General features: G+C 63.8%; 22 protein-coding genes, 1 tRNA gene and 1 pseudogene. 8 read left to right on the top strand and 16 right to left on the bottom strand.

Annotated features, from left to right (window positions below):
- Positions 1-188 (top strand): annotated as a pseudogene (locus AC0L27_RS33355) (LabA-like NYN domain-containing protein); the annotation flags it as partial.
- On the top strand, positions 169-843 hold the full coding sequence (locus tag AC0L27_RS33350; protein ID WP_354210738.1) for a uracil-DNA glycosylase: 675 nt from the start codon (positions 169-171) through the stop codon (positions 841-843). The pseudogene AC0L27_RS33355 and the gene AC0L27_RS33350, both read left to right, overlap by 20 nt.
- Here the strand turns inward: AC0L27_RS33350 and AC0L27_RS33345 are convergent.
- The 4 genes from AC0L27_RS33345 to dapA are packed head-to-tail and all read right to left on the bottom strand — an operon-like array spanning position 840 to position 3330.
- On the bottom strand, positions 840-1433 hold the full coding sequence (locus AC0L27_RS33345; RefSeq protein WP_275167887.1) for a peroxiredoxin: 594 nt from the start codon (positions 1431-1433) through the stop codon (positions 840-842). The genes AC0L27_RS33350 and AC0L27_RS33345 overlap by 4 nt on opposite strands.
- A gap of 4 nt (positions 1434-1437) precedes the next feature.
- Complete coding sequence (smpB, locus tag AC0L27_RS33340; protein WP_027567292.1) at positions 1438-1911, bottom strand: SsrA-binding protein SmpB; 474 nt, start codon at positions 1909-1911, stop codon at positions 1438-1440.
- A gap of 59 nt (positions 1912-1970) precedes the next feature.
- Positions 1971-2387, bottom strand: coding sequence for a large conductance mechanosensitive channel protein MscL (gene mscL, locus AC0L27_RS33335; RefSeq protein ID WP_473305171.1), 417 nt, complete (start codon positions 2385-2387; stop codon positions 1971-1973).
- Positions 2388-2439: 52 nt separating this feature from the next.
- Positions 2440-3330, bottom strand: a complete 891-nt coding sequence (gene dapA / locus AC0L27_RS33330) for a 4-hydroxy-tetrahydrodipicolinate synthase (protein ID WP_007603384.1) — start codon at positions 3328-3330, stop codon at positions 2440-2442.
- A 293-nt stretch (positions 3331-3623) separates the two neighbouring features.
- Here dapA and AC0L27_RS33325 point away from each other — a divergent pair, with 293 nt between their 5' ends.
- Together AC0L27_RS33325 and AC0L27_RS33320 are read left to right on the top strand one after the other, a co-directional pair.
- The gene (locus tag AC0L27_RS33325; RefSeq protein ID WP_354210777.1) at positions 3624-6029 is read left to right on the top strand and encodes a transglycosylase SLT domain-containing protein; all 2406 of its coding nucleotides are present in this window, start codon (positions 3624-3626) and stop codon (positions 6027-6029) included.
- Between the two features lie 634 nt (positions 6030-6663).
- Positions 6664-6756 (top strand) — tRNA-Ser (locus tag AC0L27_RS33320).
- A 153-nt stretch (positions 6757-6909) separates the two neighbouring features.
- On the opposite strand, the gene AC0L27_RS33315 is transcribed toward AC0L27_RS33320, so the two are convergent.
- The 8 genes from AC0L27_RS33315 to AC0L27_RS33280 all read right to left on the bottom strand — a co-directional run bounded on the left by AC0L27_RS33315 (position 6910) and on the right by AC0L27_RS33280 (position 14852).
- Complete coding sequence (locus AC0L27_RS33315; protein ID WP_275167891.1) at positions 6910-7176, bottom strand: hypothetical protein; 267 nt, start codon at positions 7174-7176, stop codon at positions 6910-6912.
- Positions 7177-8881: 1705 nt separating this feature from the next.
- Positions 8882-10360 carry an Asp-tRNA(Asn)/Glu-tRNA(Gln) amidotransferase subunit GatB gene (gene gatB, locus AC0L27_RS33310; protein WP_275167892.1) on the bottom strand — a complete coding sequence of 493 codons (1479 nt, stop codon included), beginning with the start codon at positions 10358-10360 and terminating at the stop codon, positions 8882-8884.
- Positions 10357-10659: a hypothetical protein gene (locus AC0L27_RS33305; RefSeq protein WP_354210736.1), complete on the bottom strand. Its 303-nt coding sequence runs from the start codon at positions 10657-10659 to the stop codon at positions 10357-10359. The genes gatB and AC0L27_RS33305 overlap by 4 nt, the downstream gene beginning before the upstream one ends.
- The gene (gatA, locus tag AC0L27_RS33300) at positions 10650-12125 is read right to left on the bottom strand and encodes an Asp-tRNA(Asn)/Glu-tRNA(Gln) amidotransferase subunit GatA (RefSeq protein ID WP_275167894.1); all 1476 of its coding nucleotides are present in this window, start codon (positions 12123-12125) and stop codon (positions 10650-10652) included. The genes AC0L27_RS33305 and gatA overlap by 10 nt, the downstream gene beginning before the upstream one ends.
- Positions 12122-12334: a hypothetical protein gene (locus AC0L27_RS33295; RefSeq protein WP_007611210.1), complete on the bottom strand. Its 213-nt coding sequence runs from the start codon at positions 12332-12334 to the stop codon at positions 12122-12124. Before AC0L27_RS33295 ends, gatA begins: the two co-directional genes overlap by 4 nt.
- 82 nt (positions 12335-12416) lie before the next feature.
- Complete coding sequence (gene gatC, locus AC0L27_RS33290) at positions 12417-12704, bottom strand: Asp-tRNA(Asn)/Glu-tRNA(Gln) amidotransferase subunit GatC (protein ID WP_275167895.1); 288 nt, start codon at positions 12702-12704, stop codon at positions 12417-12419.
- 76 nt (positions 12705-12780) lie between these two features.
- Complete coding sequence (locus tag AC0L27_RS33285; protein WP_275167896.1) at positions 12781-13857, bottom strand: NAD(P)H-dependent flavin oxidoreductase; 1077 nt, start codon at positions 13855-13857, stop codon at positions 12781-12783.
- 17 nt (positions 13858-13874) lie between these two features.
- A complete protein-coding gene (locus tag AC0L27_RS33280) occupies positions 13875-14852 on the bottom strand; it encodes an NAD(P)H-dependent flavin oxidoreductase (RefSeq protein ID WP_275167897.1) in 978 nt (325 codons plus the stop codon).
- 97 nt (positions 14853-14949) lie between these two features.
- Between AC0L27_RS33280 and AC0L27_RS33275 the strand changes: the two genes are divergently transcribed.
- Together AC0L27_RS33275 and AC0L27_RS33270 are read left to right on the top strand one after the other, a co-directional pair.
- The gene (locus AC0L27_RS33275; RefSeq protein WP_354210734.1) at positions 14950-15840 is read left to right on the top strand and encodes a LysR family transcriptional regulator; all 891 of its coding nucleotides are present in this window, start codon (positions 14950-14952) and stop codon (positions 15838-15840) included.
- A 216-nt stretch (positions 15841-16056) separates the two neighbouring features.
- The gene (locus AC0L27_RS33270) at positions 16057-16992 is read left to right on the top strand and encodes a cyclase family protein (protein ID WP_275167899.1); all 936 of its coding nucleotides are present in this window, start codon (positions 16057-16059) and stop codon (positions 16990-16992) included.
- Between the two features lie 175 nt (positions 16993-17167).
- Here AC0L27_RS33270 and AC0L27_RS33265 read toward each other — a convergent pair whose 3' ends face one another.
- Positions 17168-19393 (bottom strand): DNA/RNA non-specific endonuclease, encoded by a 2226-nt coding sequence (locus AC0L27_RS33265; RefSeq protein ID WP_354210733.1) that lies wholly within the window; start codon positions 19391-19393, stop codon positions 17168-17170.
- A 304-nt stretch (positions 19394-19697) separates the two neighbouring features.
- Positions 19698-19910, bottom strand: coding sequence for a hypothetical protein (locus AC0L27_RS33260; protein WP_275167901.1), 213 nt, complete (start codon positions 19908-19910; stop codon positions 19698-19700).
- 46 nt (positions 19911-19956) lie between these two features.
- Here AC0L27_RS33260 and ruvX point away from each other — a divergent pair, with 46 nt between their 5' ends.
- Both ruvX and AC0L27_RS33250 read left to right on the top strand, forming a co-directional pair.
- Positions 19957-20448, top strand: a complete 492-nt coding sequence (gene ruvX / locus AC0L27_RS33255; RefSeq protein ID WP_275167902.1) for a Holliday junction resolvase RuvX — start codon at positions 19957-19959, stop codon at positions 20446-20448.
- A gap of 3 nt (positions 20449-20451) precedes the next feature.
- Complete coding sequence (locus tag AC0L27_RS33250) at positions 20452-21375, top strand: AEC family transporter (RefSeq protein ID WP_354210732.1); 924 nt, start codon at positions 20452-20454, stop codon at positions 21373-21375.
- Here AC0L27_RS33250 and AC0L27_RS33245 read toward each other — a convergent pair.
- Together AC0L27_RS33245 and AC0L27_RS33240 are read right to left on the bottom strand one after the other, a co-directional pair.
- Positions 21372-22142, bottom strand: a complete 771-nt coding sequence (locus AC0L27_RS33245) for a CPBP family intramembrane glutamic endopeptidase (protein WP_354210731.1) — start codon at positions 22140-22142, stop codon at positions 21372-21374. The genes AC0L27_RS33250 and AC0L27_RS33245 overlap by 4 nt on opposite strands.
- A gap of 46 nt (positions 22143-22188) precedes the next feature.
- Entirely contained in the window at positions 22189-22938 is a 750-nt protein-coding gene (locus AC0L27_RS33240) for a M15 family metallopeptidase (RefSeq protein WP_354210730.1), read from the bottom strand.
- Positions 22939-23111: the final 173 nt, after the last annotated feature.

Here is a 23111-nt window from a genome sequence, read left to right as displayed (position 1 = left end):
AGCTGCGCCGCCAGGCCGACGTCTTCACCGACCTCGTCGAGCTGCAGTCCAAGCTCGGCCGCGACCCGTCCGAACGCCCCGCCCCGCGTGACCGCGGCGACCGCGAGGCGCGCCACCACGCTCCGCAGTTCCTCCAGCGCGCAACCACGATGGCGCCGGCGAGGGGCGATGACGACTTCGAGGAGTGAGGCGGCCCGGTCAAGCCGCCAGCCTCTCAGCCTCGTCCCCGACCGTGACTGTCCGCTCTGTCCGCGCCTGGTCGCTTTTCGCGAGGCGAACCGCGCGCGCGAGCCATTGTGGCATAACGCGCCGGTTGCGCCTTTCGGCGACATCAAGGCGCGCCTGCTGATCGTCGGCCTTGCGCCTGGGATGCAGGGCGCCAACCGCACCGGCCGTCCGTTCACCGGCGATTATGCCGGCGACCTGCTCTACGCCACGCTGCTCGAATACGGCTTCGCCAAGGGCAAATATGAGGCGCGTCCCGACGACGGCCTGAAGCTGGTCGACTGTCGGATCGCCAATGCGGTGCATTGCGTGCCGCCGCAGAACAAGCCGCTACCGGTCGAGATCAACACCTGCCGGCAGTTTCTCGCCGCGAATCTCGCAACGATGCCGAACCTGCGCGCGATTGTCGCGCTCGGGCGCATTGCGCACGATACCGTGCTCAAGCCGCTGAACCTGAAGGGATCGCAAGCCCCCTTCGGCCACGGCGCCGTGCATCAGGCCGGCGCATTCAGGCTCTACGACAGCTATCACTGCTCCCGCTACAACACGAACACCCGCGTGCTGACGCCGGACATGTTCCGCTCCGTGTTCGCGAAGGTGAAGGCCGACCTCGACTAATCCTTAGACAAGCCCTTGGCCGGATTGGCCTTCAGCCAGTCCAGGACATCGCCGGCGTTCCGGTCGGGCGGAAACACCGGATAGAACACATGCGTGATCCTGGCGTCGTCGACGATCAGCGCAAGGCGCTTGATCAGCGTCAGGCCCGCGACGTCCATCGTCGGCAAATTCAGGGCGCTCGTAAGCGCCAGCTTCTCGTCCGAGAGCACCGGGAACGGCAGATGCAGCCGCGAGGCCATCTCGGTCTGGTACGCGTTGCTTTGGGTCGAGAGGCCGTACACCTGCGCGGCGCCGGCGGCCTTCAGCTCGGCGAACAGATCGCGAAATGCGCAAGTCTGCGGCGTGCAACCGCGCGCGCCCGGGATCATGTCCCAATCATCGACCAGCGCGATCTTGCCGGGCTCGCCGGTGCGCGGATAGGCGAACACCACGGTCCGGCCACGCAGCGCCGACAGCGCGACTGACGTGTCGTCGGTGGCGAGCAGGCTGACCGGCGGCAGCGTCATGCCTTTCAGGTGCGCGGCGCCGCCGTCGTCCGCTGGTGCGGGAATCCGGGTCCAATCAACCTCGAGCAGGTTTCTCTGAGTCATCCCGCTATCCCCTCGCCCGCATCAGGCGGCCCTTCTCCCGGCTCCAGTCGCGCTTCTTCTCGGACTCGCGCTTGTCGTGCAGCTTCTTGCCTTTTGCAACCGCGAGCTGCAATTTGGCGCGACCACGCTCGTTGAAATAAAGCTTGAGCGGGATCAGCGTCATGCCTTCGCGGTCGACCGCACCCATCAGCTTGTTGATCTGCTTGCGATGCAGCAGCAGTTTTCGAGGCCGCTTGGGCTCGTGATTGAAGCGGTTGCCCTGGAGATATTCGGGAATGGTGGCGTTGATCAGCCAGATCTCGCCGTCCTTGGAATCGGCGTAGGATTCCGCGATGGTGCTCTTGCCGCTGCGGATCGACTTGACCTCGGTGCCGGTCAACGCAATGCCGACTTCGATCGTATCCTCGATCGCATAGTTGAAGCGGGCCTTACGGTTTTCCGCCATGACCTTGATCGGACGTTCGTTCTTGTCGGCCATGGATGACAAACCTGATCGGGATGCGCGAGGACGCTAACAGTTTGGATGAAGCGCGCGCGTCAAGACTTCTTGAGGAGATCGCGGATCTCGGTCAGGAGCTCGACCTCGGCCGACGGCTTTGGTGGAGCGGCAGGCTGCGCCTCGTCCTTGCGCTTCAACTTGTTCATGGCACGGATCACCAGGAACAGCACGAAGGCAATGATGATGAAGTTGATCGTCAGCGTGAGGAAGTTGCCCCAAGCCAAGACGGCGCCCTGCTTTTTCGCGTCCGCGAGGTTTGCGGCGGTGACCTTGCCCGAAAGCGGCGTGAAGTAGTTCGAGAAGTCGAGGCCGCCGGTGGCTGCGCCGATGATCGGCATGATCACGTCGCCGACCAGCGATGTTACGATGGCGCCAAAGGCCGCGCCGATGATGACGCCGACCGCGAGGTCGACGACGTTGCCCTTCATGGCGAACTCGCGGAACTCCGTGAGCATCCGCGTGCCTCTTTCCTCGATCGCCATGAAAGCTCCCCGATCGGCTAGCGCGTCAGTTGATGAGGCCGGCATGAACCATCGCGCTGCGCACGGCAACGCGGGTCGGCTCGGTGACCGGCACCATCGGCAGCCGCAACGTCTCGTCCAGCTTGCCGAGCAGCGACAGCGCGTACTTGATCGGCGCCGGATTGCTCTCGATGAAGAGATTATTGTGCAGCGGCATCAGCTTGTCGTGCAGCTTCAGCGCGGTGGCATGATCGCCCTTCGCCCAGGCGGCCTGGAACTCTGAGCACAGCCGCGGCGCGACGTTCGAGGTCACCGAGATGCAGCCATGGCCGCCATGGGCCATGTAACCGAGGATCGTCGCATCCTCGCCCGAGAGCTGGTTGAAGTCCTCGCCCATCGCCGCGCGCTGCTGCGAGACGCGGACCATGCTGGCGGTGGCGTCCTTGACGCCGGCGATGTTCTTCAGCTCCCACAGCCGCGCCATGGTGTCGACCGACATGTCGATCACCGAGCGCGGCGGGATGTTGTAGATGATAATCGGAATCCCGATCGCGTCGTTGATCGCCTTGAAGTGCTGGTACATGCCTTCCTGGGTCGGCTTGTTGTAGTAGGGCGTCACGACCAGAACCGCGTTCGCGCCCGCCTTCTCGGCGTGCTGGGCGAGCTCGATCGCCTCCTTGGTCGAGTTGGAGCCGGCGCCGGCGACGACAGGCACGCGGCCTTTCGCTTCCTCGATGCACCATTCGACGACCTTCTTGTGCTCGTCATGGCTCAGCGTCGGGCTCTCGCCGGTGGTGCCGACCGGGACCAGGCCGTTGGTGCCCTCTGAAATCTGCCAGTTGACCAGGGAGCGGAACGCCGCCTCGTCCAGCGAGCCGTTCTTGAACGGCGTGACCAAGGCGGTGAACGATCCCCGGAATTTCGTCTTGGCTGCCATGGACTTCCTCCGTACGCGGCAATCTTGAGCAAGCCGCATTCATATCGGGTCTATCCCGCCGGTAAAAGACCCGCCTCGGCGTGACGCACCGTTTAGGCCGCGATTTTGCCGCGGTGGTGGTGCAAACCCGGCGAAGGTAAGCGGCTGTTGGTATTTTGTCCGCATATTCAATCAAATACAGCCAGATCTTGTACAGCTGGGTCTTGAGCCAATTGACTGATTCGGGGCGACGAAACGCCGTGATCTCCTTTCCGCGCGCCGCATGGCGATCCACTACTCTGATCGTGTGCCTGATGGCAGGGCTGTCGGCCGGCTGCGCCGCCTGGGCCAAATCCAATGAGACAACCGCGGAGACCGTCAAGGAAACCGCGAAGGAAACCGGGAAACCCGCGGCCAAGCCAGCCGCCAAGGACTCTACGAAGGGGGCGTCCAAGGGAACCGGCAAGGAAATTTCGAAGGACGCCGCCAAGGGGGCAAGCAACGGCGCGACCAGTGCCCCCGCCAAGGATGTTGCGAAGAAGCCTGCCAAGGATGCTGGCAAGAACGCAGGCAAGAACGCAGGCAAAGAACCTGCGAAGGAGAAGCTGAAGCCTACGGCGGCCGCGCCAAAGTCAACGCCGACCGCTGGCGGCTCGGTCCCGAAGACCGCACCCGCGCCGGCTGCGACGGCCACCGTCAGACCGACCGTCCCGGCCCCCGCCAAGCCCCTCGCGGCTCCTGTCCTGGCTCCGGCGACCCGCCAGCATGCCGCCCCGCGCAAGCCGGTCACACCGGCTGCGGTTGCTGCGACCTCCTCGACGTCGCAAGCCGACAAGGACACGCTGGAGACCGTGATCGAGCTCGTGCGCAAGCGCAAGGCGGGCGACGCCAGCAATGCCGCGGCCACGATCTCCGATCCAGTCGCGCGAAAACTGGCGGAATGGATCATCCTTCGCAGCGAGGACAATGGCGCGACTGTGGAGCGCTACCGCGCCTTCCTGTCCGCCAATCCGAGCTGGCCGTCGCAGACCTTCCTGCGCCGGCGCCTGGAGGCCGCGATGTGGGACGACAGGCGCGACGACCAGGTCGCGTGGTCGTGGTTCGAGAACGAATCCCCCGTGTCCGCCAAGGGCCGCTTCACGCTCGCCAAGGCGATGCTGGCGCGCGGCGATCGCGCCAACGCCGAACGTCTGGTGCGCGATGCCTGGCGCAGCGATCCGATGTCGGAAGACACCGAGAACAACGCACTCGACCAGTTCGGCGCGCTGCTGACGCCCGGCGATCAGAAGGCGCGGATGGACACGCTGCTCTACGGCAGCGAGAACGAGGCCGCACTGCGTGCTGCAAAGCGCCTCGGGGCCGGCTATGTCGCACTCGCCAAGGCCCGCATCGCCTCCCTCAAGAAAGCGCCAAACGCTCGTGCGCTGCTCGAAGCCGTGCCGCGCGAGCTGCACGGCGATCCCGGCTTCATCTTCAGCAAGATCCAGCTGCTGCGTCGCGAGGAGAAATTTGCCGAAGCCGCCCAGCTCATGCTGTCGGCACCGAAGGATCCGGGCCGGCTCCACAATCTCGACGAATGGTGGATCGAGCGGCGCCTCCTGGCGCGCAAGATGATCGACACCGAGGAATTCCGCAGCGCCTATCTGATCGCGCGCGATGCGGCCCTGCCCTCCCGCGACATCTACAAGACCGAGCAGGAGTTCACCGCCGGCTGGATCGCGCTGCGCTTCCTCAACGATCCCGCGGCCGCCACCCAGCATTTTGCCCGCATCGGGATCGGCAGCGTCAATCCGACCGCGCTGGCGCGCGCCGGCTATTGGCAGGGCCGCGCCGCCGAAGCTGCAGGCCGCCAGCAGGAGGCGCGTAACGCCTACGCGCGGGCAGCCGAGCAATCCACTAGCTATTACGGCCAGCTCGCACGCGCCAAGCTCGGCCTGCCGCAGATCGAGCTCAACGCGCAGCCGCGCAGCCGCGGTGCCGAACGGCTGGAGATCGTGCGCGCCGCGCAGCTGCTCTACGAGCTCGACGAGCGTGAGATGGCGATACCTGTTCTCGCCGACATGGGCGAGAACGGCGATCCCGAAGCGCTTGCCGGCCTCGGCGAGCTCACCCAGCGCTACAGCGACGCGCGCGGCATGCTGCTGCTCGGCAAGGCCGCGCTCAATCGCGGGCTGCCGTTCGATTTCTATGCCTATCCCGTCAACGGCATTCCGCAGTTCACGCCGATCGGCCCCGAGGTCGAACGCAGCATCATCTACGCCATTGCGCGGCAGGAGAGCGCCTTCAATCCTTCGGTCGTCTCGCCGGCGCAGGCCTATGGGCTGATGCAGGTGACGCCGGACGCTGCGCGCTATGTCTGCAAGCGGCACGGCGGGACCTACGATCTGGGGCGTCTGAAGAACGATTCGGCCTACAACGCCACGCTCGGCTCGGCCGAGCTCGGTGGGCTGCTCGAGGACTATCGCGGCTCCTACATCATGACCTTCGCCGCCTACAATGCCGGCCGCGGCAGTGTGAAGAAGTGGATCGATCGCTACGGCGATCCGCGCGACCCCAAGGTCGACGCGGTCGACTGGGTCGAGCTGATCCCGTTCTCCGAGACGCGCAACTACGTGCAGCGGATCATGGAGAACCTTCAGGTCTACCGCGCCCGCTTCGGCGGCGGCACGCGGTTGCAGATCGAAGCCGATTTGCGCCGCGGCGCCGGCAGCGTGGAGTAGCGATCATCCTCCCTCGACGCGCTGCGGTGAGTCCGTTGGCGGCAGCTGCCATCGTCGCCAGTACTTGAGCCACCGGCGAAGAGCTGGGGTGCGAAGCGTCAGGCGGGCTTTCTCGCGATGCCCGTTGGCGGCAAAGCAAAGGGAGAACTATTGGCCTTCCTTGCGGCGACGCCTGGCGCGACGGGGCGGCTCCTCGGCCGGCGAGCGAGTTATCCCGACTATAATAGTGAGAGCCTTTCCGCAGCCTGACACGGGACCCGTCGGCCGATCCGAGAGCGATCACCGCTCCTCAGCTTGTGGCGAATCGGGGAAAGAGGCAATCAAATCAATCACTTGCAAATGCATCACTCGACAGAGGCGATCGGCGGCGAAGGCAGTCGTCCCCCGCGCGAGTGATCCGATCTAATTTGATAGCAAAATCAGTCGTTTACGTGGATAAAGGGAGCCTTTGTCCGCGCCAAAACCGCTCATCATACAGGCGCCAGAACCTCCAGCTTTGTGTCCGTTATCGCGGCGTTACGTTCTCGCCCCGGGAGCAAACCTCTTGGTTTCGGAATTCGCTGGGAATATTCGAGCAAAAACACACGCTTCCAAATTGACCAGCCCAAGTAATTAGATGCATAAGGCTCGCACCGGAGAGGTGGCCGAGTGGCTGAAGGCAACGCTTTGCTAAAGCGTCATACGGTCTCAAGCTGTATCGAGGGTTCGAATCCCTCCCTCTCCGCCACTCCTCAGCAGAATCTGAGATCTGTGCGTTCCTTCACCTGACACCCGACGGCGGTCTCATGCCGCTCCGAACCGGATGGAGGACCACGAGGGAACCTGATTCAGCGAAAGCCAGGTTCACCTCCGAAACGACGTCCGGGACCTGATTCTCCGCTCAGTGGGCGGAGACCCACGCCCTCGCGTCGCGCTGCGCGGCCGAGATATCGGCGTCCGACATCTGTCCGGCGACTTCCTGGCGCAGTGTCACGGCGTCCTTGCGGCCCTTGAGCGCGGCGAGGTTGAACCATTTGTGCGCGGCGACGAGATCGACAAGACCGGAGCGTCCGCTCGCCCAATAGAGGCCGCGCTCGAACAGCACGTCCGACAGCGCGCCTGCGTCGATGGGCGTCGCGGTCTCCAGATCGAAAGTACCCTGAAACATAACGCATCCCCTTTTTTCTTATGCCGCCTCGTCCCCCGAGCGCGGCTCCCGTCCAATCAACTGTTCAACTCATCCCGGGGTTTCTTGCCCGTGCCGTTTGCCGGCTTGTTGGAGGTAATGATGGCGGGCAAATTTGAATGGCAGTTTAAGTATCGCGATGAAGCAGACGTAAACGCGCCAGCCCCAGGGGCGCACGACAAATACAAGAAATCCCGGTTTCGCAGGCACTTCTGCAATTTGTTAGATTCGGTTTACCTTGGGATTTTGGGAGAACGATAACCATCGCGCACGGTGACGCGTGTCCTGTGGTGTCCCCGCCCGCTGCCGTCACCGGTATTCCAGAGACAGCAATGGTCCCACGAGAAGCCGCGGCGAACTGGATCGCCAGGTCGGAGCCAGGCGACGACACGGCGAATGGAGAAGCGGCGCGCGAACAGCGTGCAACAGCGCCGCAGCCTCCCTGCTCAAGAAGCGCGCGCATATGAAGAAACATATGGCTGGAAGTTCGACTGCGGCCATCCTTCGAGACGCCCGCCTGCGGCGGGCCGTCAGGATGGGGATGAGTATGCGGCAGCATCAACGCAGATGGACGCAGCCGAGCCTTATCCTGAGGAGGCCGCGAAGCGGTCGTCTCGAAGGACGAGGCGCTCGCTCAGGCGTCGCCGAGACGTCACATGCGAGAGCCCGGCCTGCTCAAGGCAGCACAGCCACGCCGCGGTCAGATCAACAATGTCGGGAGATGGGAATGCCGGCAATACCCCGGCCTCAAGAGAACGAGGGCGTCGGCGAACACGTCAGGACCAGATTCCACGTTGGCCCGAAGGCCGCTTGTGAAATTGCGGAGCCCTTACGGAGAACCGCACCGAACGAAGAAAACCTGTTTCTTCTGCCGGATCGGGCTTAGCGAGCGAACCCGCGAAGAGAACGATCCGACCGTTGACCTGATGTCTCGCCGACACCCTCTATCGTCGACCAGAACCTTTTGAGAGGCGCTGATGACGTGCCGGCTCTCTAGGAGCCGGCAACTTCAAAAAGCGAAGTTACTTCTTCTTGGCGACCTTGCGGGTCTTCTTCGCAGTCTTCTTCACTGCGCTCTTCGCCTTCTTCGCCTTCTTTGCCTTCTTAGCTTTCTTGGCCATGTTGCCCTCCGATGTGTGAGATGGCTTAATCGCTGCATGCAGTCGGGGATCGAGTGCACACTCATCCCGAATACACCAACACAACGAAAAAAACAGCGTCTCGCTTAAAGAAGTGTTGACGGCGAAACGCGCCTGCGCTGGCGAACGCGATGCAAGCGGACTGCATGAGTTGTGCTTGCGATCGCAGAGAGTGCCCGCGGCATCGACGTTTGCAAAAGATGCGACTGCAGAAAAACACTATGCAGCAAGTATTTTTCTGCACGCGCGCATCGCGCGCGATCGATGTCATGACGTATCGCGCCGATCGCGCGAGCGCCTCGCGAAGGCGCTTCGCGGACTCTGAGTCGCGACTTTTGGCAACGAAAATATTTTCATGATTAACGGCGCGAGGGCTCGTCAGAGCGTGTGCAAGTCGCCGTTTTGCGCGAATCGCGTGACGGCGATTCGGTCGGCGTGTCGCGTTCGATCGGGATGAAGTTCGTCGCCGAGGATGCGCGCGAGCGTCGCATCGTGAACCGAAAGCGAGGTGACGACTCCTGTCCGTCACCTCGTTCGAACGCGCGAGGTCAGATGCCGAGCTTGGACTTGAGCAGCTCGTTGACGCTCTGCGGGTTGGCCTTGCCGCCGGATGCCTTCATCACCTGGCCGACGAACCAGCCGAGTGACTGCGGCTTGTCCTTGACCTGCGCCGCCTTGTCGGGATTGGCCGCGATGATGTCGTCGACAACCTTTTCGATCGCGGAAAGATCCGTGACCTGCTTCATGCCGCGGCTTTCGACCAGCGCGCGGGGATCGCCGCCCTCCTGCCAAACGATCTCGAACAGATCCTTGGCGATCTTGCCGGAGATCGTACCCTCGCCGATCAGGTCGATGATCCCTGAGAGCTGTGCGGCATCGACCGGAGAGTCCGTAATGTCCCGGCCTTCCTTGTTGAGACGACCGAACAGCTCGTTGATCACCCAGTTGGCGGCGACCTTGCCATCGCGCGCGCGGTTGGCGAGCTTCTCCAGCACGGTCTCGTAGAACACCGCGCTCTCGCGCTCGGCGACCAGCACGCCGGCGTCGTAGGCCGACAGGCCGAGATCCGCGACGAAGCGCGTCTTCTTCTGGTCCGGCAGCTCGGGCAGCCCAGCCTTCAGCTCGTCGACAAAGCTTTGCGAGAACTCCAGCGGCAGCAGGTCGGGATCAGGGAAGTAGCGGTAGTCGTGCGCCTCTTCCTTGGACCGCATCGACCGCGTCTCGCCCTTGTTAGGGTCGTAGAGCCGGGTCTCCTGGTCGATCGCGCCGCCCTCCTCGAGGATTTCGATCTGGCGCCGGGCCTCGTACTCGATCGCCTGGCCGATGAAGGTGATCGAGTTCATGTTCTTGATCTCGCAGCGGGTGCCGAGCGGCGCGCCCGGCTTGCGCACGGAGACGTTGACGTCGGCGCGCAGGGATCCCTTCTCCATGTCGCCGTCGCAGGTGCCGAGATAGCGCAGGATCGAGCGCAGCTTGGTCACATAGGCCTTGGCCTGCTCGGCATCGCGGATGTCGGGTTTCGACACGATCTCCATCAGCGCCACGCCGCAGCGGTTGAGGTCGACATAGGACATGGTCGGCGACTGATCGTGCAGCAATTTGCCGGCATCCTGTTCCAGATGCAGCCGCTCGATGCCGATCGTGGCGGTCTTGCCGCCGTCCAGTTCGACCACGACCTCGCCTTCGCCGACGATTGGCGACTTGTACTGGCTGATCTGGTAGCCCTGCGGCGAGTCCGGATAGAAATAGTTCTTGCGGTCGAACACCGAGCGCAGATTGATCTGCGCGTTGAGGCCTAATCCGGTCCGGACAGCCTGCCTGACGCATTCCTCGTTGATGACGGGCAGCATGCCCGGCATCGCCGCGTCGACCAGCGACACATGCGTGTTCGGCTCGCCGCCGAACGCGGTGGAGGCACCGGAGAACAGCTTCGCGTTCGACGTCACCTGAGCGTGGACCTCCAGGCCGATGACCATCTCCCAGTCACCGGTTGAGCCCTTCAGAAGCTTGTGCGTGGCCGTGCTCATGTCTTGCTCCCGAGCAGCGTGGCAGCGATCCGCTCCCACTCTGCTTGTAATGAATCCGTTGCCACGGGCTGGCGGGCTTGGCGGTACCAATAGCCGGCATTGCCAAGGTCGCCCTCGACGCGATGCAGATAGGCGTGCACCCAGGCGGCCTCGCGGCTGCTCTCGTCCTGGACGATTCTGTGCGCCTGGTCCCAGTCACCCTTGGCGGCCCACCACAGTGCGGCGAGCGGCGCGCTGAGATCCGGCGGCGGCGCGGCGCCGTCAAGGCTGGCGATATACGCCGCCATGCTCACCACCATTTCGCCGGCGTGAAGCGGCCGGCGGCCTGCTCGATCACCTCGCCGAGCGAGAACAGCGTCTCCTCGTCGAATGGCCGGCCGATCAGCTGCAGGCCGAGCGGCAGGCCCTGCGCATCCTTGCCGGCGGGCACGGCGATGCCCGGCAGGCCCGCCATGTTCACGGTCACCGTGAAGATGTCGTTGAGGTACATCTCGACGGGGTCCGCGCCGCCCTTCTCGCCGATGCCGAACGCCGCCGACGGCGTCGCCGGCGTCAGGATCGCGTCGACGCCCTTGGCGAAGCAATCCTCAAAGTCCTTCTTGATCAGCGTGCGCACCTTCTGGGCACGCAAATAATAGGCGTCGTAATAGCCGGCCGAGAGCACGTAGGTGCCGATCATGACGCGGCGCTTCACCTCGGCGCCAAAACCTTCTGCGCGGGTGTTCTCGTAGAGTTCGTTGATGTTTCGGCCCTGCTCGCGCAGGCCGAAGCGCACGCCGTCGTAGCGGGCGAGGTTGGAGGACGCCTCCGCCGGCGCCACAATGTAATAGGCCGGCAACGCGTATTTGGTGTGCGGCAGCGACACCTCGACGAGCTCGGCGCCGGCCGCTTTCAGCCAGGCCGCGCCCTCGCTCCAGAGCTTTTCGATCTCGGCCGGCATGCCGTCGAGACGATACTCCTTGGGAATGCCGATCCGGATGCCCTTCACGGACTTGCCGATCGCAGCCTCGTAATCCGGCACGGGCATGTCGACCGAGGTCGTGTCCTTCGGATCGTGGCCGGCCATCGAGCGCAGCAGTATCGCGGCATCGCGCGTGCTGCGCGCGATCGGACCGGCCTGGTCGAGCGAGGAGGCAAAAGCGACGATGCCCCAGCGCGAACAGCGGCCGTAGGTCGGCTTGATGCCGACGGTCGCGGTGAACGCCGCCGGCTGACGGATCGAGCCGCCAGTATCGGTCGCGGTCGCACCCATGCACAGCAGCGCCGCAACGGCCGAGGCCGAGCCGCCGGACGAGCCGCCCGGCACCAGCGTCGTGTTGGAGCCATCACGCCGCCAGGGATTGCCGACGGGGCCGAAGCACGAGGTCTCGTTCGCCGAGCCCATCGCGAACTCGTCATTGTTGAGCTTGCCCAGCATCACCGCGCCGTCGCGCCAGAGCTGCGAGGTGATGGTGGACTCGTAAGTCGGCACGAAATTGCCGAGGATTTTCGAGCACGCGGTGGTGCGGACGCCCTTGGTCGCAAACAGGTCCTTGATGCCGAGCGGAATGCCGGCGAGCGGTCCCGCATCACCCTTGGCGATCTTCTCGTCGACGGCCTTCGCCATGTCACGCGCGCGGTCGGGCGTCTCCATGACGAAAGCATTGAGCACGCGCGCGGCTTCGATCGCGTTCAGATGCGCGTCGGTCAGCTCAAGGGACGTAAAAGTCTTGGCCGCGAGGCCCTTGCGGGCCTCCGCGAGCGTCAGCGATGTCAAATCGGTCATTTATTGATCGGGCTGCAGAAGAACGGAGACAGGGACTTGTCGTTGGCCGGGTCGTCTTTCTTGGCGGCCGCTTTCGCAGCCGCCTCGATCTCGTCGAGCACGGCATTGACGGCGACGTTGGGGTCGGCAGCCTTGCCCTGCCGCTCCATCTTGTCGAGATAGTTCATGTAGGCCTGATAGGCCTTCTCGTCGTCGCAAAGCATGCACATCGACAGCGTCCTAAGACTCTTTAGTTTGACGCGTTTTCTTTATGCGAACCGGTTTCCACTTCGCTCGAAAACGCTATGTAAATTACTCGACGACCTTGGGTACAAGATAGAAGTGACCTTCGGTCGCAGGCGCGTTGGCAACGATATCGTCGGCGATCTCGCCGTCATTGACCAAATCCTGCCGCTTCTTCATCTGCATCGGGGTGACCGAGGTCATGGGCTCCACACCCTCGACATCGACCTCCGAGAGCTGCTCGACAAAAGCGAGCATGGCGTTGAGCTCGCCCTGCAGATGCGGAACCTCGCCCTCTGAAACCGCAATGCGCGCCAGATGCGCGATGCGGCGGACGGTAGCGGCGTCGACGGACATTATATAAGGCCTCTCACGGCAAAACCTATGTGCCGTATAGCAGAGGCCGCTTTTGCGCCGCAACCGGCCGCGGGACCTATCCGGCGAGGGCCTTCATCCGGGCAAGCGCCGATTTGGCGAGATCCCGCGTCAATTCCGCTGCCGGGACCTCGCGGCCCAGGGCGATCGCCTGCCCGGCCCAGAGATTGGTGAAATCCACCCTGCCCTGCTTTTCGGCAGCCGCCTTCAGCGGTCCCAGCGCCGTTGCGGCATGGGGAAATGGCGGCGCGTCCGGCGAAATCGGGCCCGCCTCGCGCATCAGGCGGTTCTGGACGCCGCGCGCCGGCCGCCCGGTCATGACATTGGTGATGACGGTTGAATCATCCCGCCCCTCGGCGAGCGCCGCGCGTGCCGCCGCACCGACCTTGGATTCCGGACAGCGCAGATAGGCACTTCCGATCTGCACGCCGGCCGCACCGAGCGCGAAGGCGGCTGCGATGCCGCGGCCGTCCGCAAGGCCGCCGGCCGCAATCACCGGGACCTTCACCGCGTCGACCACCTGCGGTACCAGCGCAAAGGTGCCGGGCTGTTCCGAGATCTTGTCGGTCAGGAACATGCCACGATGGCCGCCGGCCTCCGCACCTTGTGCGATCACCGCATCAGCGCCGTGCTGCTCGAGCCAGACCGCTTCCTTCACCGTCGTCGCCGAGGAGATGACGAGACATCCAGCCGCCTTGACCCGCTTGAGCAGCGCGTCCTCCGGCAAGCCGAAATGGAAGCTGACGATCTCCGGCTTCAGCTCCTCCACGACCTCGCAGAAGCCGGCGTCGAACGGCGCGCGGTTCGCGGCATTGATGGGTGCGGCGGGATCGAGGCCATGCTCATTGTAGTAGCCCGCGAGGCGCTGTTTCCAGCGCGCCTCCGCCTCGGCCGTGAGCTCGACCGGTGTGTGGCAAAAGAAATTCATGTTCACCGGCGCGGAGACGCGCTGCCGGATGATGTTGACCTGCTCGCGCGCCTTCTCCGGCGACAGCATTGCGCTCGGCAGCGAGCCGAGCCCGCCGCCTTGCGCAACGGCGATCACCAACTCCGCGTCCATTACGCCGGCCATCGGCGCCAGCACGATCGGGAATTCGGTCTTGAAGAGATCGATCAGTCGACGGTTCGGCCACATGGTTGTTCTCTCGCACTTTAGGCGGACACGCTGGAATTGCGCCGACCGGTTAGCAGTTGCTCGGCCTCGGTCGCAATCCGTTCGACGATTTCGGCGGCAGACGGAATATCATGGATCAGGCCGACCGCCTCGCCCGCGATCACCGCGGCGATGTCGAAATTGCCGGCTGCCTTCGCGGCCGCATAGTCGGCCCCGACCGCGGCGACATTCTGCATCAGTTCGACCTCGCGGCCGATCCAGCGTCTGGCGTGATCGTTGACAAGGCACCGGCCGGTAAACGGCGCGGGCCAGACATTGTTGCGGGAGAGATCGAAAATGATTCCCCGCACCGTTGCGCCACTATCTGCCGCGCAGATGCGCCGCTTGGCCTCTTCCGCACCATCGGCCTCCTGGCTCGCGTAGAAGCGCGTGCCGAGCAGCACGCCGCTTGCACCGAGCATCATCATGGCCGCAAGTCCCCGCCCATCGGCAATGCCGCCGGCCGCGACCACCGGCACACGACCCGCGGCAAGATCGACGATTGCCGGCACGAGATCCATCGTGGTGCGCGAAGCGCCGTGACCGCCGGCCTCCGTCCCCTGTGCGATCAGGATATCAGCGCCCGCATCGAGCGCTTGCCGCGCCATCGTCTCGTCCTGCACCTGGCAGATCAGGCGTGCACCGGCGCATTTGATGCTCGCCGCGAAGGGTGCGGGATCGCCGAACGACAACATGATCGCGGATGGGTTTGCGGCGAGCGCAATGTCGAGAAGTTCGGGCCGCTTGGCGAGGCTCCAAGTTATAAAGCCGATCCCGAACGGCGCCTTCATGCCGGCGAGCTTGGCAATCTCCTGCTCCAGCCAAATCCTCTCGCCGTAGCCGCCGCCCAGGATGCCGAAGCCGCCGGCGCGGCTTACCGCCGCCACGAGGCGGCTGCCTGCCACGACGTCCATCGGCGCCAGCAGGATCGGATGCTCAATCTCCAATAGCGTGGTCAGCGACGTCGCGATCGGCATGGCACCTCCCAGGTCTGGACAGGGAGACTAGGCGCGAATACCATTCTCTAAAATTGAAATCTTGCGAACGCTGCCATCTCAAAAGAGAAACGATATTATGGAACTCAGCGACATCCAGACCTTCGCCGCCGTCGCCCGTACCGGGGGCATCACCCGCGCGGCCGAAGAGCTCAACACGGTGCAGTCCAACGTGACCCAGCGCGTGAAGGCGCTGGAGGCGGAGATCGGTACGCCGCTGTTCGAACGCCATAGCCGCGGCATGACCCTGACCGGCGCGGGCAAAAGGCTGTTACCTTACGCGCAACGGATGTCCGCACTGGCGCGCGAGGCCGTGCTCGCGGCCTGCGACGACGGCGAGCCCAAGGGACCGCTCGCGATCGGCTCGATGGAAACGACCGCGGCGGTACGGCTGCCGCCATTGCTCGCGGACTTTCATCACCGCTTTCCAGCCGTCCGGCTGAGCCTGCGCACCGCGCCCACCGCCGACCTCGTCGCTTCCGTGCTCGAAGGCACGCTCGACGGCGCCTTCGTCGCAGGTCCGATCGCGCATGCCGATCTCATCGCGACAAGCGCGTTCCGCGAAGAGCTGGTGCTGGTCAGCGCGCGGCGCTGGGCCACGCTGGCCGAGCTGCGCGCCGGCACGCCGGAATCCGGCCCGACCGCGCTGGCGTTCCGCACCGGCTGCACCTACCGGCAGCGGCTGGAACAGATCTTTGTCGAGTTCGGCTGGCCGTCAGCCGCACGCTTCGAGCTCGGCACGCTCGACGGCATGATCGGCTGTGTCGCCGCCGACATGGGCGTGACGCTGCTGCCGCGCGCCGTCGTCGAACGTAGCGCGATCAACGGCAGCGTGTCGATCCACGCACTGAGCCATTCGCACGCGCAGGTCGAGACGCTCTTCATCCAGCGTCGTGCCGGACATCAAACCAGTGCGCTGAGCGGGTTTGCCGGCTGCCTGAAGCAAGACGACGAAGTCATCGCAGCCTGAGATGCCAGCGCGTTCCACCGCGCGAAATTCACCGTCACAAATCTGTCGCACTTGATCCGATCGACGCTGGGCGCAGCGAGTGCTGCGTTCAGCCGCCGCAGCATGGCACCGCGAAAAGTTTTGAAGCCCGCGGCTTTTCTACGTTAGGATGAGCGACTGGCCAGCGCGAAATCATAACGAAGCCAAACACCGGCAAAAACATCGGGAGGACTATTGATGCGCAATACGCTCGTGTTGTGCTGTGTCGCCGCGTTGTCTGCGACGATCGAAACAGCAAGCGCCCAAGACTGGACCAAATCGAAATGGGGGCCGAACGACGAGATCGGTGCTGCCAACTACATGACGCCCGAACTCGTGCTGAAGGCCGCATCTCTGGTGAAGACCGGAAAGACCTACGCACTCGGCATTCCCGTTACGTCCAGCACGCCGGCCTATCCGCCGCGCAGCTTCAAGATCACCGTGGTGCAGCCGGGACAGGCGGGCAGCGCAGGTCTCGGACCGAACAAGGCGACCTATAACGACGACATCCTGGACACATGGGTCGGCATCGGCAGCCAGCTCGACGGCCTCGGCCATCTCGGCGTCGAGCACGTCTACTACAATGGCAACAAGCTCGCCGACTTCGCCGATCCCACCGGGTTGAAGAAGCTCGGTATCGAGAAGGTCCCTCCGATCGTCACCCGCGGCGTGCTGCTCGACATGGCGGCGTATTACAACACTGATATCGTGAAGGAAGGCACCGCCTTCAACGCCAAGGAGATCGACGAAGTCGCCAAGAAGCAGGGCGTCGAGATCCGACAGGGCGACGTCGTCATCTTCCACACCGGCTGGCTCAGCCTGATCGGCAAGGACGACAAGCGTTATTCGGCAGGCGAGCCCGGTCTCGGCGTGGAAGGCGCAAAATACCTGACCAGCAAGGGCGTCGTCGCGATCGGTGCCGACACCTGGGCGCTCGAGGTGCTGCCGTTCGAGTCCAAGAACGTGTTCGAGGTGCACCAGATCCTGCTCGCGATGAACGGGACCTACATCCTCGAGAATATGGACACGGCCGCGCTCGCCCGGGACAAGGGCTACGAATTCCTGTTCGTGCTCGGCCAGCCGCGCTGGACCGGCGGCGTGCAGGCGATGATCAACCCGATCGCGATCCGTTGATCGGGAGCTGCCCATCACGGGCGAGGATGGCCTGCCGCCCGGCAGGCCGCCTCGCCCGCTTTTCGTTTGTCCCGCCCGTCATCGCGGCCTGAGATGCCTACGCCGCAGCGCGACGACGGCCCGGATCGCCTGGGGTCTCGCAACACCCCTCCGCAGCATACCCGACCGCGTCCGCCTAGATTCGGATCTCCTCGTAGGACTCGATGAGACGCGGGCCGACCGAGGTCTCCTCGTGCGAGTCCGCGTCGGCAAGATTGCCGAAGCCGAGCTTGGTCAGCTTCGCAAGATCCGCAATCGAGACCTGAAATACGCTGACATCTTCCTCGGACATGCGCTCGAGCAGATCCGCCTCCTCGATCCGGTCGATCCCCATGACCAGCTCTCTCTGGCTCATCAGGAATGCCGCCGCCTTGAGGACATCGTCTTCGCGGTCGCGCCGGATCAGTATCTTCCAGAAATACTTCGGAATCTGGATACCACCGAAGCTCGGATCCTTGTGCGGCCGACCGGACGGATTGGGCAGGTTGGATCCATCGGCGTCCGGTCCGTTGAAGACCGGTCCGTTCATCACGATGCCCTTCTCCTTGCCTTCAAGCAGAACATTACGCGTGTAATCCTCCAACCCTGCCCAAAGCTGCTTGCCCTGGTTGAACGAGAAGAACTGCGGCGAGCAATTGGTGAAATGGAAGGAATCGTCGCCGTGTTGCTTGGCCTTGGCGACCGTATCGCCCCAGGTCGCATCCAGGCGGCGCACGAGATGCCCGCGGTCGAACGGATTCTTGCTGCGATCCGCCTCGAAAGTGGCCTGCTTGCGGTAGAACTCGTCGCCGATCTGGGCGTCCTCGTCGATGCGCGGATCGCGCAGCCAGGAATCACCCTCGCGCTTGCCGACGTCCTGCTGCTTTCCGCCGTCGATATTGACGCAGCTGAAGAAGGCAAGCCTGCGCTGCTTGTTCATGACGACGCTATAGTTGAAATACTTCAGCTCGAACTGTTTGGACTTCCCCTTCAACATCGCAATCTCGGGTTTAAGTTCAGCGGGAATCTTCGGCAAGGCGACGGAGAATTTGCCGCTGCCGAGAAAATTAGCCTTGAATCCCGGACGGGATTTAAGCGTGCTCTGGTCGATATGCACTGCCTCCATGGGCAGACCGTTGTTCGCGCTGATGTGAGGCAACAAGCCGACCGGCGGAGCGACCAAAGGCCTGCTGCCGTTCTGCTTGCCGCCATTCGGTGCCCCTCCGTTGCCTCCGGCCGGGACTGGCAGGCGAGCCAACGGAGGCAAAGAAACATCCTTCCTGAACATGGGCAGCGGCACGCGAAACGGGACCACCAGCGACGTGCCGTCGACGGATTGCTCGACCCAGACGTTGGTGCCGTACGGCGCTGTCACGATCGAAGGCGGCTGGGCTCTCTGGACCTCGTGCCGGGTCGGCGGCTCAACCTCGTCAAGAACCGGTCTGATCAGGGCATGGGAACCAACGGCAATCTTGAGATCGGCAACGATTGCACTGATCCGGATGCCTTCGTTGGCGATCCAGTCGATCGAGGTTTCATCCATCGATGGATCCCAAACCTTGCCGTCCTTGGTGAGAGTGCGGCCCTGCGCATTTTTCTTTGGAATACCGCTGTGGTGCAGCGCGACCACCTGCCAGAAGCGGTTGAACGCCGGCGAACCAGACGACCCGGCCGTCGTATCGGTGTTATACCAGAGGAAGTCTCCGACATATTTAAGCAGCTTGTTCTCGCGGACGCAGACCTGCTTCATCTGTCCGCTGGGATGCTGGATGATGGTGAGGTACTCGCCGGGGTCCGCCTTGCCGGGCGCACCGCTGAGCGGCAACCAACCCCAATTCTCGAGCTCCTCGTGACCTGACAGCGAGGTCGGCGCCATCGCGACGATTGAGAAATCGAGTCTGTCGTTGGTGTAGAAGAATTTGGCCGGTTCGAATCCGAACCGGATCGGCACCCGCTCTTCTCCCGAAATGTCCAGCTCATAATCGAAATCGGCGATCGAATTGGCTGCGTCGACCGGCTTGCCGAAAACGTGATGGTTCGTCATCAGCAGGCCCGGCCCGATCAGAAAGCCCGAACCATAGCCGAGCAGATTCGACTTCATGTCCCTGAGCTGAATGCGACACACCGAGCGCGAGGCCGCGGTGCCCTTGGCGAGATAGTTGATGCTGTCGAGATCATTGCCCTGGATGATCCGCTCCAGGCCAATCTCTGCCGCCTGCACGTTCCCCGTCTCCGCGAACAGCTGGCGCTGGCGCAGGATTTTCTTGTCGGAGCTTATCTGGATCGGGCCATCGCCTAATTTTCGGTTCAGGGCTTCAGGTGAAAACTCGGCTTGCTTAAATCGCCTTTCTGAGCCTGCGATCAGGCTTGGCTTGATGAGCATGATGACCTCTCAAAAATGACTGGACGAATTCTGGACGTTGTCGGGAGCGCATCGAAAATTTGCGCGAAGGTTGCAGCGCCGCCGGACTGTCGGGTGCTGCCCATCGTTCTGGAAATCGGAGGCTTCGCCCCGCACTACTTTAGACTATAAATTTAACTTACCGCAACCAGAGCGTCAATCGATGCGCGCGGCCGGAGACGCGACATCATGCCATCGTCCGCGACGTCACCCGTGTGAGATTTGCCACAAATGGTCGATACACCTGCGCATCACGATTTCGCGCGTCGTGGTGCCGCCGGACGATCTACGGCCTGAGACGCCAGCGCCGCAGCGCCACGACGGCCCAGATGGCCTCGACCACGCCGAACGGCCAGGCCCCTTGCAGGAAGCCGTAGGCCGAACCGAGCACGCAGGACATTGCGAACAGCAGCACGAACCAGTGGCTGCGGTCTTCCAGGGCGTAAGTGACCAGCATCGCCGTCACGGCGAACAGGCCAAATAGTGTCAGCGCATCCATGTTCCGGGTTCACTCCGCAGCGCGACGCGTGATATGCGCTAACACCATGCCGGCTCTTATCCTGCCTCTCGTCGATGCTGCAATCCACTGGCCCGAACGCGGCGGGTTGGTCGGCCTTGATCTGGGTACCAAGACCATTGGCGTTGCCGTCTCCAATCCGGACCGCCGGTTAGCGACCGGCGTCGAGACGATCCAGCGCAAGGCGTTCAAGCAGGATGCCGCCCGGCTGCTCGCGATTGCCGGTGAACGCAAGGCCGTCGGCTTCGTGCTCGGCCTGCCCATCAACATGGACGGCAGCGAGGGCCCGCGCGCGCAATCGACCCGGGCGTTTGCCCGCAACCTCGCCGGCCTGACCGTGCTGCCGATCGGTCTCTGGGACGAGCGCCTGTCGACCGCTGCGGTCGAGCGCGAGCTGATCGGCATGGACGTCAGCCGCGCCAAGCGCGCCGAAGTGATCGACGAGCACGCCGCGATCTTCATCCTGCAAGGCGCGCTCGACCGCCTCGCCAATCTGCGCGCAGCCCCGGGGCCCGGCTGATCCATGGCCGTCGTGATCGCGGCGCTCCTCCCCGTCTTCATCCTCATCGTGCTCGGCGTGGTGCTGAGGCGCACCCTGATGCGGCTCGACACGCAATGGAACGGGCTGGAGCGGCTAACTTATTTCGTCCTGTTCCCGATGCTGCTGGTCCAGACGCTGGTAAAGGCCGACCTGTCCAGCGTGCCGGTCGCCGGCGTCGGCGGCGCTCTGCTGCTGTCGGCGCTCGCGATGTCGCTGCTCTGCCTCGCGCTCCGCCCGGCTCTCGCACGGCTCGACATCGACGGTCCCGCCTTCACCTCGATCTTCCAGGGCGCGATCCGCTGGCAGACCTATGTGGCGCTGTCCATCTCCGCCAACATGTTCGGCGAGATCGGGCTGGCGCTCGCCTCGGTCGCGATGGTGGCGATCATTCCGCTGGTCAACGTCCTCAGCGTCGCGGTGCTCGCGCACTTCGCCGCGCCGGAGAAGCAATCCGCGCGCGCGATCGTCATGACGGTTGTCCGCAATCCCCTGATCTGGGCCTGCGCGATCGGCCTCGTCATCAATGTCATTCATCTGCCGCTGCCTAGGATCTGGCATGAGGTGGCAGACGCACTCGGCCGCTCCTCCCTCGCCATCGGCCTGCTCGTCACCGGCGCCGGACTGCATCTTGAAGGCCTGCTCCGCCCCAGCGCGGGCGCCGCTATCGGCGTGGTGTTCAAGCTGGTGCTGATGCCCATGGTCGCGCTGGTGCTCGCCGTCTGGTTCGGACTGTCCGGCGACAGCCTCGCCATCGTCGCGATCTGCGCCGCAGTGCCGACCGCGACCAGCGCCTATGTGCTGGCCCGCCAGATGGGCGGCGATGCCCCGCTGCTGGCGCAGATCATCACGCTGCAAACGATTTTGGCGGCGATCACCATGCCGATCGTGATCGCGCTGGTGGCCTAACTCCCCAGCCACATCGTCAGCACCACCGCTGTCAGATTGTTCAGCGCGTGCAGCACGATCGTGAGCCAGAGCGAGTTGCTGCGGTAACGCATGTAGCCGAACCACAGGCCGATGGAGAAGACCTCGGCGAGGAAGTACAGGTCGTATTGCAGGTGCACGACCGTCCACAGCAGCGACGACAGGATGATCGCGCCGGGCACGCGCAGGAAGCTCGCGGACCAGCCGCGATAGAGAAAGCCGCGCGCCAACACCTCCTCGGACATCGGCGCGGCCACGCTGAATGCGAACAGCAGGAAGAAGGCTGCGCCCTTGTCGCGGCCAGATTTCAACAGATCGGTCATGAAGCCCGGCGTGGCCTCGCGGCCGAGGCTCCGCGACATCGTCTCCCAGGCCACGACGATCAGGATGAGGCCAACGGCGCCAAACAGGAGTTGCTTCCAGGACGGCCAATGCAGCGCGAGATAGTCGACGAAGGAGGCCTTCTTGATCCGGATGGCAAGCCACACCGCGGCCAGTGTCGCCGGCAGGCCCATGATCACCGACAGCGCCAGCGCCTGCGGCTCGCCGCCGACGAGCTGAAGCGAGGCGAGGTCCATCGGCAGGCCACGCTGCACCGCCAGCAGAACGATGGCACCGATCTGCCCGACGAACATTGCAGCGAAAATGACGGCGCCCCATATCGCCGTGCCCCAGAATTTCCAGACGCGCGGCGCCTCGTGCGCTGGCGTCGCGGTCAGCGGCGGATGATCCGGATTGAGCGAGTCCATCAAGGCGCTTTCATTGGGGAGCATTCCGGGCTGGTCGGATTGCGATCTACTTCGTCCGCGGCGGAATCGGGAAATCATAGGCCGCCCCGCCCGCCCCCGGCAGGGAAAAATGCCACCACTCCTTCGCATAGTTCACAAAGCCTTGCCTCGCCATCGCTGCCACGAGCCGCTTGCGCCAAGCGCGCTGGTCCGGACTGATCGACGGCGCGGTGGTATGCCCTTTCACGTCGGTGCAGTCATAGCCGGTGCCCATGTCGACGCTGCCCTCGGGCGGGCGCGACTCGACCGGCGCGGTACAGTCAGCGTAGGCCTTTGACGGGTCGTATTTGCCTGAATTGTCGGCCTTGAGATCGACCAGCGTGAGATCGAGCGCGGCGCCCGTCGAATGCTGCGAGCGGCTTGCGATGTAGCCGAGGCGGAACAACTCGGTCTTGGGAATTTTGGGATTGTAGCGTCGCTCGGCGGCCGTCTCGTGGCCGTTCTGCGACCACCTGACCATATCGAGCGAGGCCCGCGCCGGCCGGTAGCAGTCGAACATCTTCAGCGAGAGATTTTGCGCCGCTAGTTCCTGCTGCACCGCCTTCAGCCGCAGCCCAACCTCCCGCTTCACCACGCACTCGCCAGCGCCGTAGCCGGCGAGCGGACGGCCGACGAAATTGTTCGAGGTGGCGTAGCGGATGTCCTGGACGATACTGGGGTCGACGTCGCGCAAATAGACGAAACCGCCGGGAAGCGATTGGGCATGGGCGGATGAGATGAAGCCGATTGCTACAAGAACGGTAAGACCTGTTTTCACGATGCCTCCACATCCTCCGGCGTCATTCCGGGGCGGCTCGAAGAGTCGAACTATGGTGCGGCGGGCTCCCGCACCAGAGAATCTCGAGATTCCGGGTTCGATGCTTCGCATCGCCCCGGAATGACGACAAGGTACAGATCGGGGGATAACTCCCCGCCCGGGCTTTGGCCCTT

This window comes from Bradyrhizobium sp. Ken51 (assembly GCF_055807435.1).
This window is presented reverse-complemented; position numbering and strand designations above follow the sequence as displayed.

Coding starts and splice junctions, on each gene's coding strand:
- AC0L27_RS33350 (WP_354210738.1), top strand. CDS start 169: ATGACGACTTCGAGGAGTGAGGCGGCCCGGTCAAGCCGCCAGCCTCTC.
- AC0L27_RS33345 (WP_275167887.1), bottom strand. CDS start 1,433: ATGACTCAGAGAAACCTGCTCGAGGTTGATTGGACCCGGATTCCCGCA.
- smpB (WP_027567292.1), bottom strand. CDS start 1,911: ATGGCCGACAAGAACGAACGTCCGATCAAGGTCATGGCGGAAAACCGT.
- mscL (WP_473305171.1), bottom strand. CDS start 2,387: ATGCTCACGGAGTTCCGCGAGTTCGCCATGAAGGGCAACGTCGTCGAC.
- dapA (WP_007603384.1), bottom strand. CDS start 3,330: ATGGCAGCCAAGACGAAATTCCGGGGATCGTTCACCGCCTTGGTCACG.
- AC0L27_RS33325 (WP_354210777.1), top strand. CDS start 3,624: ATGGCAGGGCTGTCGGCCGGCTGCGCCGCCTGGGCCAAATCCAATGAG.
- AC0L27_RS33315 (WP_275167891.1), bottom strand. CDS start 7,176: ATGTTTCAGGGTACTTTCGATCTGGAGACCGCGACGCCCATCGACGCA.
- gatB (WP_275167892.1), bottom strand. CDS start 10,360: ATGAGCACGGCCACGCACAAGCTTCTGAAGGGCTCAACCGGTGACTGG.
- AC0L27_RS33305 (WP_354210736.1), bottom strand. CDS start 10,659: ATGGTGGTGAGCATGGCGGCGTATATCGCCAGCCTTGACGGCGCCGCG.
- gatA (WP_275167894.1), bottom strand. CDS start 12,125: ATGACCGATTTGACATCGCTGACGCTCGCGGAGGCCCGCAAGGGCCTC.
- AC0L27_RS33295 (WP_007611210.1), bottom strand. CDS start 12,334: ATGTGCATGCTTTGCGACGACGAGAAGGCCTATCAGGCCTACATGAAC.
- gatC (WP_275167895.1), bottom strand. CDS start 12,704: ATGTCCGTCGACGCCGCTACCGTCCGCCGCATCGCGCATCTGGCGCGC.
- AC0L27_RS33285 (WP_275167896.1), bottom strand. CDS start 13,857: ATGTGGCCGAACCGTCGACTGATCGATCTCTTCAAGACCGAATTCCCG.
- AC0L27_RS33280 (WP_275167897.1), bottom strand. CDS start 14,852: ATGCCGATCGCGACGTCGCTGACCACGCTATTGGAGATTGAGCATCCG.
- AC0L27_RS33275 (WP_354210734.1), top strand. CDS start 14,950: ATGGAACTCAGCGACATCCAGACCTTCGCCGCCGTCGCCCGTACCGGG.
- AC0L27_RS33270 (WP_275167899.1), top strand. CDS start 16,057: ATGCGCAATACGCTCGTGTTGTGCTGTGTCGCCGCGTTGTCTGCGACG.
- AC0L27_RS33265 (WP_354210733.1), bottom strand. CDS start 19,393: ATGCTCATCAAGCCAAGCCTGATCGCAGGCTCAGAAAGGCGATTTAAG.
- AC0L27_RS33260 (WP_275167901.1), bottom strand. CDS start 19,910: ATGGATGCGCTGACACTATTTGGCCTGTTCGCCGTGACGGCGATGCTG.
- ruvX (WP_275167902.1), top strand. CDS start 19,957: ATGCCGGCTCTTATCCTGCCTCTCGTCGATGCTGCAATCCACTGGCCC.
- AC0L27_RS33250 (WP_354210732.1), top strand. CDS start 20,452: ATGGCCGTCGTGATCGCGGCGCTCCTCCCCGTCTTCATCCTCATCGTG.
- AC0L27_RS33245 (WP_354210731.1), bottom strand. CDS start 22,142: ATGGACTCGCTCAATCCGGATCATCCGCCGCTGACCGCGACGCCAGCG.